Below are 7668 nucleotides of genomic sequence, written 5' to 3' on the forward strand. Positions count from 1 at the left end.
AACAACGGTCTCCTCGCGGTCGGCTTAAGGGCGCGCGAACCCCAACAACTCGTTCATTTTCCCCCCCCCCCCCCCCCCGCCGCGGGCGGGCGTTTAGCGGGCTAAACGCGCTCCGGGGGTGGTTCTGTCGGACTGATATGACCGCAGTTGCTTGGCGTTGTCGATCCCCGCTGCTGTCGTTCGACGCATGGTCGAAGGCACCCGCGGGGGCGGGGCTCAGTGAACGATCACCGGATACCTGGACATAAAGGACAACACCATGACCGAACTGAACGCGGACCGCGCCCGGCGAGCGATCGTCGAACACACCCGCCGCCTAGCGGAGTCAGCCGCCGCGGCCGGACCCGGCGCCGCCGTGCCGACAGCCCCGGAGTGGACCGTCACCGACCTGGTCAGGCACGTCGGCCAGACCCAGCACTGGGTCGCGGAGGTCATCGAGCGGCGCGTCACCGATCCCACGCAGCTGCCCACGGAGATGGCGGTACTGCCCGCCGACCCCCGCGAGTGGCAGGCATGGTTGTCGGAGTCCGCGCAGCGGGTCGCCAGCGCGTGCTCTGACGACGCGCTCGACGCGCCGGTGTTCAACGCCGCGGGAGACGAGCGGTCCGGGACGCGATTCTGGATGGCCGCCATGCTCAACGAGGCGGTCGTCCACGGCGTCGATGCAGCCAACGCGGCGGACCGCCCGGCCGGCATCGACACCGACATCGCGGCCGCCCTTGTCACCAACCACTTCGCGATGCTCACCTCGCCCACGTGGGAGATGCAGCGGCCCGAGTCCGCTCGCGCGTTGCGGGGCACCGGGCAGACCCTGCAGTGGCTGGCCACCGACATCGCGGACGGCGCGGGCGCGTGGTTCGTCGAACGGCGGCCCGAGGGGGCAACGTGGCAGCCCGGGACCCGGCAGGCCGATGTGATGGTGGCCGGCCCGGCACGATCGCTGCTGCTGGTCCTGACCCGGCGACTCCCGCTGACCGGCCGCGAAATCACCGACATCAGCGTCGAGGGCGACGCCGGCCTCGCCCGGCACTGGCTCGACAACACCGCCCACGTCAGCGGCTGACCAGCCCAGGGGCCCATACCGCCGTCACATCCACGGGGGTTTCCGCGCGGGTGCGGGGGGTCCGAAACCCCACACCCCCCCGCCCCCCCACACCCCCGCCCCCCCCCCCTTTCGCGTGATGTTTGACTCAGCGGTAGGTCAGACCGCCGCGTCCTCGCTGAGCAGGTTGCGCGTGCGCGCCGGGTCGACCGGGATGCCCGGACCCATCGTCGTCGCGAAGGTGACCTTCTTCAGGTAGCGGCCCTTCGCCGAGGACGGCTTGGCACGCAGGATCTCGTCCAGCGCGGCCGCGTAGTTCTCGACCAGCTTCTCGGTGTCGAACGAGGCCTTGCCGATCACCAGGTGCAGGTTGGCCTGCTTGTCGACGCGGAAGTTGATCTTCCCGCCCTTGATGTCCTGCACGGCCTTCGTGACCGCAGGGGTCACGGTGCCGGTCTTCGGGTTCGGCATCAGGCCACGCGGGCCGAGGATGCGGGCGATGCGGCCCACCTTGGCCATCTGGTCCGGCGTCGCGATCGCGGCGTCGAAGTCGAGCCAGCCACCCTGGATGCGCTCGATCAGTTCGTCGGTACCGACCGCGTCGGCGCCGGCGGCTTCGGCCTCGGCGGCCTTGTCACCAACGGCGAAAACGATGACGCGGGCGGTCTTACCGGTGCCGTGCGGCAGGTTCACGGTGCCGCGGACCATCTGGTCGGCCTTGCGGGGGTCCACACCGAGACGCATCGCGACCTCGACGGTCGCGTCCATCTTGCTCTTGGAGGTCTCCTTGGCCAGCTTCGCCGCCTCGAGCGGCGCGTAGAGCCGCGTCTTGTCGATCAGCTCGGCGGCCTGGCGGTAGGCCTTGCTGTGCTTGGTCATGCTTCTGTCCTTAAGTTCAGTGGATCAGTGTGGTGTCGAGCCAGCACCTGGCTCTCCCACGTGGAGCTGCGAGATGACGTCAGTCGACGACCGTGATGCCCATGGAGCGGGCGGTGCCGGCGATGATCTTCGCGGCCTGGTCGATGTCGTGCGCGTTGAGGTCGGTCTCCTTGGTCTTGGCGATCTCGCGGACCTGGTCCCAGGTGACCTTGGCGACCTTGGTCTTGTGCGGCTCGCCGGAGCCCTTCTCCACGCCCGCGGCCTTCAGCAGCAGCTTCGCGGCCGGCGGCGTCTTCAGCTTGAAGTCGAACGACCGGTCCTCGTACACGGAGATCTCGACCGGGACGACGTCCCCGCGCTGCGACTCGGTCGCGGCGTTGTAGGCCTTGCAGAACTCCATGATGTTGACGCCGTGCTGACCCAGCGCGGGGCCGACCGGCGGCGCGGGGTTGGCCGCACCCGCCTTGATCTGCAGCTTGATGATCGCCGCAAGCTTCTTCTTCTTGGGTGGCATTCCTGTTCCTGTCCTGTACTACGTTCCCCGCGCACCTGCCGTGGGCGCGGGGGCTGCCGGCCGCGTACCGCGGTCGTCAGATCTTGGAGACCTGGTTGAACGACAGCTCGACCGGCGTCTCCCGGCCGAAGATCGACACCAGGACCTTCAGCTTCTGCCCGTCGACGTTGACCTCGGAGATCGTCGCGGGCAGGGTCGCGAACGGGCCGTCCATGACGGTGACGGACTCGCCGACCTCGAAGTCGACCTCGACCGACGAGCCGCCCATCGGCGCCGCGGCCGCCGCCGCCTCGCCCTTGCCCGCCTTGGCCGGGGCCTCCTTCTCGACCTGCGGCGCGAGGAACTTCAGCACGTCGTCGACGGTGAGCGGCGACGGGCGCGAGGTGGCACCGACGAACCCGGTGACGCCGGGGGTGTTGCGCACCGCGCTCCACGACTGGTCGTTGAGGTCCATCCGGACCAGGATGTAGCCGGGCAGCACCTTGCGCTGCACCTGCTTGCGCTGGCCGTTCTTGATCTCGGTGACCTCTTCGGTCGGGACCTCGATCTGGAAGATGTAGTCCTCGACGTCCAGGGTCTGGGTGCGGGTCTCGAGGTTGGTCTTCACCTTGTTCTCGTACCCGGCGTAGGAGTGCACGACGTACCACTCGCCCGGCAGCGAGTTGAGCTCCGCGCGCAGCGCCGCGACCGGGTCGTCCGCCTGCTCCTCGGCGGCGGGGGCTTCGTCAGCAGCGGCGGCTTCGTCGACCTCTTCGCTGGCGGCGGGCACGTCGGCGGCCTCGGTGTCCACGGTCTCCTCGTCACCGAGTGCCGCGGGCACCTGCTCGCCGTCAAGCTCGGTCAGGTCCTGACCGGCTGTTGTGCCGTTCTCGGAGGTCACGTTCCGTCCTCTCAGTTGATCGCTTGCCGTGTCCGGGCAGGCTGGCGCGGTCCGCCTCCCGGCGCCGCGCCCGGCCGCTCGCTAGCCGAACACGAGCCCGATGACCTGCTTGAATCCCAGGTCAAGACCGCTCACCAGTGCCACCATGAACACCACGAAGATCAGCACCACCGCGGTGTAGGTGACCATCTGCTTGCGGTTGGGCCAGATGACCTTGCGCAGCTCCGCCCACACCTCGCGGATGAAGCGCAGGATCCGGGCGAACAGCGAAGCCTTCTTCGGCTTGCGGTCGCGCTTCGGGGTCGCCTTCCCCTTCGCGTCCGAAGACTTCTCGGGCTTCGCGGCGTCGTCGGTCTTCTCGCCGGCCTTGGCCGGCCGGGTCTTGCCGTCCGAGCGGGCCTCGGACTTCCCGGACGGACGAGTGGAGGCACGGCGTTCACGCCGGGCAGCGGCGGTGACCGGGCGGGACTGGGCCTCGGGTGCCTTGTCCTGCTCGTTTTCGCCGCTGGCGTCGCTGTCGCTCACGACCACTCCTCCGCTCCACCAGTTCCGTTGCGCAGGGGTGACAGGACTTGAACCTGCAACCTGCGGTTTTGGAGACCGCTGCTCTGCCAATTGAGCTACACCCCTGTGGAACACCGATCACTCGGAGCTCCGGAGGACGCATTCCATCATCCCCACCACCAGGCGGGGTTGACCGTAGTGCGTTCCAAGTCCGGAAGTCTACGGCAAGGCCTCCGGCACCTCGCAACCGCGCCCCTCAACGCTCCCGATCACCGGGGAAACCAGCGGGCGGGCCGTCACCCGGTCGTGTCACGATGACCCCCATGACCAGCGCCGCCAGCAGCACCCAGCGACACCCCCGCGTATCCGCGCGGATCGGCGGGATCACCCCGTCGGCGACCCTCGCGGTCGACGCGAAGGCCCGTGAACTCAAGGCCCTCGGCCGCCCGGTGATCGGCTTCGGCGCCGGTCAGCCCGACTTCCCGACCCCCGCGCACGTCGTCGAGGCCGCCGCCGCGGCGGTGCGCGATCCGGCCAACCACGGGTACACCGGCGCGGCCGGGCTGCCCGAACTGCGCGAGGCCATCGCCGCGAAGACGGCCCGGGACTCGGGGCTCGTCGTCGAACCCGCGCAGACACTGGTGACCAACGGCGGCAAGCAGGCGGTCTATTCCGCGTTCGCCACCCTGCTCGACCCCGGCGACGAGGTGCTCGTCCCCGCGCCGTACTGGACCACCTACCCGGAGTCCATCCGGCTGGCGGGCGGCGTCGCGGTGCCGGTCGTCGCGGACGAGACCACCGGCTACCTCGTGGACGTCGAGCAGCTCGAAGCCGCCAGGACACCGCGGACGAAGGTGCTGCTGTTCGTGTCGCCGTCGAACCCGACCGGCGCGGTGTACCCGCGCGAGCAGGTCGAAGCGATCGGCCGCTGGGCGCACGAGCACGGCCTGTGGGTGATCACCGACGAGATCTACGAGCACCTGGTCTACGACGGCGCCGAGGCGCATTCGATGCCGGTCGTGGTGCCGGAGCTGGCGGAGCGGACGCTGGTGCTGAACGGCGTCGCGAAGACGTATTCGATGACCGGCTGGCGGGTCGGCTGGATGGCGGGCCCGGCGGACGTGATCAAGGCGGCCGCGGGGTACCAGTCGCATCTGTGCGGCAATGTGTCCAATGTGGCCCAGCGCGCGGCGCTCGCCGCGGTCGCGGGCCCGCTCGACGTCGTGCACGAGATGCGGGCCGCGTTCGACGCCCGGCGCAAGCGCATCGTCTCGCTGCTTTCGGAGATTCCCGGCGTCGAGATCCCCGTGCCACAGGGGGCCTTTTACGTCTACCCGTCGGTGAAGTCGCTGCTGGGCAAGGAAATTCGCGGCGAGCGGCCGAAGGACACCGTGGCACTGGCCGATTTACTGTTGCGCGAGGCCGAGGTGGCGGTGGTGCCGGGCGAGGCGTTCGGCACTCCCGGATACTTCCGGCTCTCCTACGCGCTGGGCGAGGACGCACTCGTCGAGGGCGTCACCCGCATGGGCGAACTCCTCACGGAGGCGAGATGAAACTCGGACTGGCCCTGCCGCAGTACGGGAAGCTCGCCGCGCCCGGCTCGGTCGCGAGCTTCGCCTCGGCCGCGGAGTCGCTCGGCTTCGCGTCGCTGTGGGTGGGCGATCGCGTGCTGACCCCGAAGAACCCGTCGGACCGCTACCCCGGCGGCACGCCGGAACAGCCGTATCCCCCGGAGTTCACGAGGTTCGCGGACCCGTTCCTGACGCTGGCCGCGGCGGCGGGCGCGACGAAAACCGCGCGGCTGGGCACCAGCACGCTCATCGCGCCGGTGTACTCGCCGGTGCTGCTGGCGCGGACGCTGACGACGCTGGATCAGGCCAGCGGCGGCAGGCTGGACGCCGGTTTCGGCATCGGCTGGATGCGGGACGAGTACGCCGCGACCGGGACGTCGTGGCCGGGACGCGGTAAGCAGCTGGACGAACTTCTCGACGTACTGGGGGAAATCTGGTCCGGCACGCCGGGCGGGCACGAGAGCGCAAGGTGGCGGATTCCGGAGTCCACAGTGGACCTTCGCCCGGTGCAGCGGCCCGGCCCGCCGGTGCTGCTGGGCGGGATGTCGGAGACGGCGCTGCGGCGGATCGGCAAGCGCGCGGACGGCTGGCTGCCCGCGTGGCAGCCGCCCCATCGGCTGGACGCGCTGTGGGAGGTCGCGGTGGCGGCGGCCGAAGAGGCCGGACGCGACCCCGGTGCGCTGCGGCGTGTGCTGCGGCTGAACCCGTCTTCCGGATCGCGGATCGCGAACGTTTCCGACGCCGCCGCGCGGCTGGCCGAAACTCGCGACGCCGGATACGACGAGGCGTTCGTCGATCTGCACTACCTCGCGCACGACGTCACACACGCCCTCGAACTCGCCACCGAACTGCGCGACGCCCTGAAGTGACGTGAAGGCCTCCTTCACAGCGTTGAGCGCTGCGAAGGAGGCCTTCACGGATGGTCGTCAGGCTTCGGCGTCCGCGAGGTCCACCAGTGCGGCGGCCTTCGTGGCGTACTTCCAGTTGCCGAGGTCGCGGATCGTCTTGATCTTCAGCTCCGCGAGCAGTTCGTCGTGCTTCGGAGTCAGGCCTTCCAGCGCCGACGGCGGCGCCTCCAGCAGCTCCTTGATCGACTTGTCCTCCCAAGCCTTGTCGACCAGCTTGTCGAGGTTCAGGCTCATGACTTCCGCCTTCCGTTGGGCTGTTCGGACCAGTCCACACTGACTGTGACGCATCTCTCATGCAACTGGAGACCTCTCGTTCGGTAGCCGTTCACGTCACCCGGATCGGCGAGGCGCGCGGGCTCGCGGATCGGTAGAAACGAAGGAGTGGGGAAGAAGAGCGGTGGGGGCGGCTGCCTGGTTCTCGTGATCGTCGTCGGGCTGGTCGCGTTCGGGTACTACTACTGGCACCGCGGCTCGTCCACGAGCCCGCCCGCCGGCGCGGAAACCGGCGGCGGCACCGGGCGCTACGTCGCGCTCGGCGACTCGTACACCTCCGCGCCCCGCACCGGGCGGCAAGCCGGGACACCGCCGGGCTGCGACCGCTCGGACAACAACTACCCGCATCTGGTCTCCGGGCGGCTCAAGCCCGCCGAGTTCGCCGACGTCAGCTGCAGCGGCGCCACGACCGCGAACATCACCGGCCCCCAGCAGACGCGCAACGGCACCAACTCGGCGCAGTTGGACGCCGTCACCGCCGCGACCACGCTGGTGACGCTCGGCATCGGCGGCAACGACGTCGGGTTCGTCGGGCTCGCGAGCCAGTGCTCCACGAACCAGCCGACGGGCGCGCAGTGCCGGGACCGGTTCACCGCGGGCGGGCGCGACGAGCTCGCCGAGCGCATCGACGCCACCGCGGGCAAGATCGCGTCGGTACTGGGAAAGATCCACGAGAAGGCGCCGAAAGCGCGGATCGTCGTCGTGGGTTACCCCACCGTGCTGCCGGACGGGGACGGCTGCTGGCCGTCGCTGCCGGTGGGCTCGGGGGACGTCAAGTACCTGCGGGAGTCGCTCGGCAAGTTCAACAGCATGCTCGCCACGCAGGCGAAGGCGCACGGCGCGGGATTCGCCGACACCGCGACGCCCGGCAAGGGCCACGACCTGTGCGCGGCGACGGACAAACGCTGGGTCGAGGGGCTCTTCCCCGCGTCACCCGCCGCCGCGCTGCACCCGAACGCGCGTGGCGAACAGGGCATGGCCGAAGCCGTCGAGGGCCTCCTGAAGCTCCCCTGAGGATGCTGAAGGGGGCGTTACACAAACCAGAAGGGAGGACAATACCCAGAAGCACCACCCAATAGACCAAAAACCCCCTCAAC

At 69.7% G+C, this 7668-nt stretch carries 9 protein-coding genes and 1 tRNA gene; 4 read left to right on the forward strand and 6 right to left on the reverse strand.

Annotation, left to right across the window (positions count from 1 at the left end):
* The first annotated feature begins 259 nt into the window (after nucleotides 1-259).
* Nucleotides 260-1063, forward strand: coding sequence for a maleylpyruvate isomerase family mycothiol-dependent enzyme (locus ACFWX1_RS23745; protein ID WP_378390700.1), 804 nt, complete (start codon nucleotides 260-262; stop codon nucleotides 1061-1063).
* Between the two features lie 138 nt (nucleotides 1064-1201).
* Here ACFWX1_RS23745 and rplA read toward each other — a convergent pair whose 3' ends face one another.
* The 5 genes from rplA to ACFWX1_RS23770 form a co-directional block, all read right to left on the reverse strand.
* On the reverse strand, nucleotides 1202-1921 hold the full coding sequence (gene rplA / locus ACFWX1_RS23750) for a 50S ribosomal protein L1 (protein WP_378323492.1): 720 nt from the start codon (nucleotides 1919-1921) through the stop codon (nucleotides 1202-1204).
* 79 nt (nucleotides 1922-2000) lie between these two features.
* Entirely contained in the window at nucleotides 2001-2435 is a 435-nt protein-coding gene (gene rplK, locus ACFWX1_RS23755) for a 50S ribosomal protein L11 (RefSeq protein WP_013222525.1), read from the reverse strand.
* 76 nt (nucleotides 2436-2511) lie between these two features.
* Nucleotides 2512-3315 (reverse strand): transcription termination/antitermination protein NusG, encoded by an 804-nt coding sequence (gene nusG / locus ACFWX1_RS23760; protein WP_378390702.1) that lies wholly within the window; start codon nucleotides 3313-3315, stop codon nucleotides 2512-2514.
* Between the two features lie 81 nt (nucleotides 3316-3396).
* Nucleotides 3397-3840 (reverse strand): preprotein translocase subunit SecE, encoded by a 444-nt coding sequence (secE, locus tag ACFWX1_RS23765; protein ID WP_378390704.1) that lies wholly within the window; start codon nucleotides 3838-3840, stop codon nucleotides 3397-3399.
* Nucleotides 3841-3872: 32 nt separating this feature from the next.
* A tRNA-Trp gene (locus ACFWX1_RS23770) sits at nucleotides 3873-3945 on the reverse strand.
* A gap of 197 nt (nucleotides 3946-4142) precedes the next feature.
* On the opposite strand from ACFWX1_RS23770, the gene ACFWX1_RS23775 reads away from it, so the two are divergent.
* Nucleotides 4143-5372, forward strand: coding sequence for a pyridoxal phosphate-dependent aminotransferase (locus tag ACFWX1_RS23775; RefSeq protein WP_378390705.1), 1230 nt, complete (start codon nucleotides 4143-4145; stop codon nucleotides 5370-5372).
* The gene (locus ACFWX1_RS23780; RefSeq protein ID WP_378390707.1) at nucleotides 5369-6259 is read left to right on the forward strand and encodes a TIGR03619 family F420-dependent LLM class oxidoreductase; all 891 of its coding nucleotides are present in this window, start codon (nucleotides 5369-5371) and stop codon (nucleotides 6257-6259) included. The genes ACFWX1_RS23775 and ACFWX1_RS23780 overlap by 4 nt, the downstream gene beginning before the upstream one ends.
* 57 nt (nucleotides 6260-6316) lie before the next feature.
* On the opposite strand, the gene ACFWX1_RS23785 is transcribed toward ACFWX1_RS23780, so the two are convergent.
* Entirely contained in the window at nucleotides 6317-6532 is a 216-nt protein-coding gene (locus ACFWX1_RS23785; protein WP_378323499.1) for a hypothetical protein, read from the reverse strand.
* A gap of 147 nt (nucleotides 6533-6679) precedes the next feature.
* Here ACFWX1_RS23785 and ACFWX1_RS23790 point away from each other — a divergent pair, with 147 nt between their 5' ends.
* Complete coding sequence (locus tag ACFWX1_RS23790; protein ID WP_378390709.1) at nucleotides 6680-7585, forward strand: SGNH/GDSL hydrolase family protein; 906 nt, start codon at nucleotides 6680-6682, stop codon at nucleotides 7583-7585.
* Nucleotides 7586-7668: the final 83 nt, after the last annotated feature.

This window comes from Amycolatopsis sp. NPDC059021 (assembly GCF_042739895.1).
In the GTDB taxonomy this organism is placed as follows: domain Bacteria; phylum Actinomycetota; class Actinomycetes; order Mycobacteriales; family Pseudonocardiaceae; genus Amycolatopsis.

Excerpts from the sequence above, each read along its gene's own strand:
- ACFWX1_RS23745 (WP_378390700.1), top strand. The coding sequence starts at position 260 with ATGACCGAACTGAACGCGGACCGCGCCCGGCGAGCGATCGTCGAACAC.
- rplA (WP_378323492.1), bottom strand. The coding sequence starts at position 1,921 with ATGACCAAGCACAGCAAGGCCTACCGCCAGGCCGCCGAGCTGATCGAC.
- rplK (WP_013222525.1), bottom strand. The coding sequence starts at position 2,435 with ATGCCACCCAAGAAGAAGAAGCTTGCGGCGATCATCAAGCTGCAGATC.
- ACFWX1_RS23775 (WP_378390705.1), top strand. The coding sequence starts at position 4,143 with ATGACCAGCGCCGCCAGCAGCACCCAGCGACACCCCCGCGTATCCGCG.
- ACFWX1_RS23780 (WP_378390707.1), top strand. The coding sequence starts at position 5,369 with ATGAAACTCGGACTGGCCCTGCCGCAGTACGGGAAGCTCGCCGCGCCC.
- ACFWX1_RS23785 (WP_378323499.1), bottom strand. The coding sequence starts at position 6,532 with ATGAGCCTGAACCTCGACAAGCTGGTCGACAAGGCTTGGGAGGACAAG.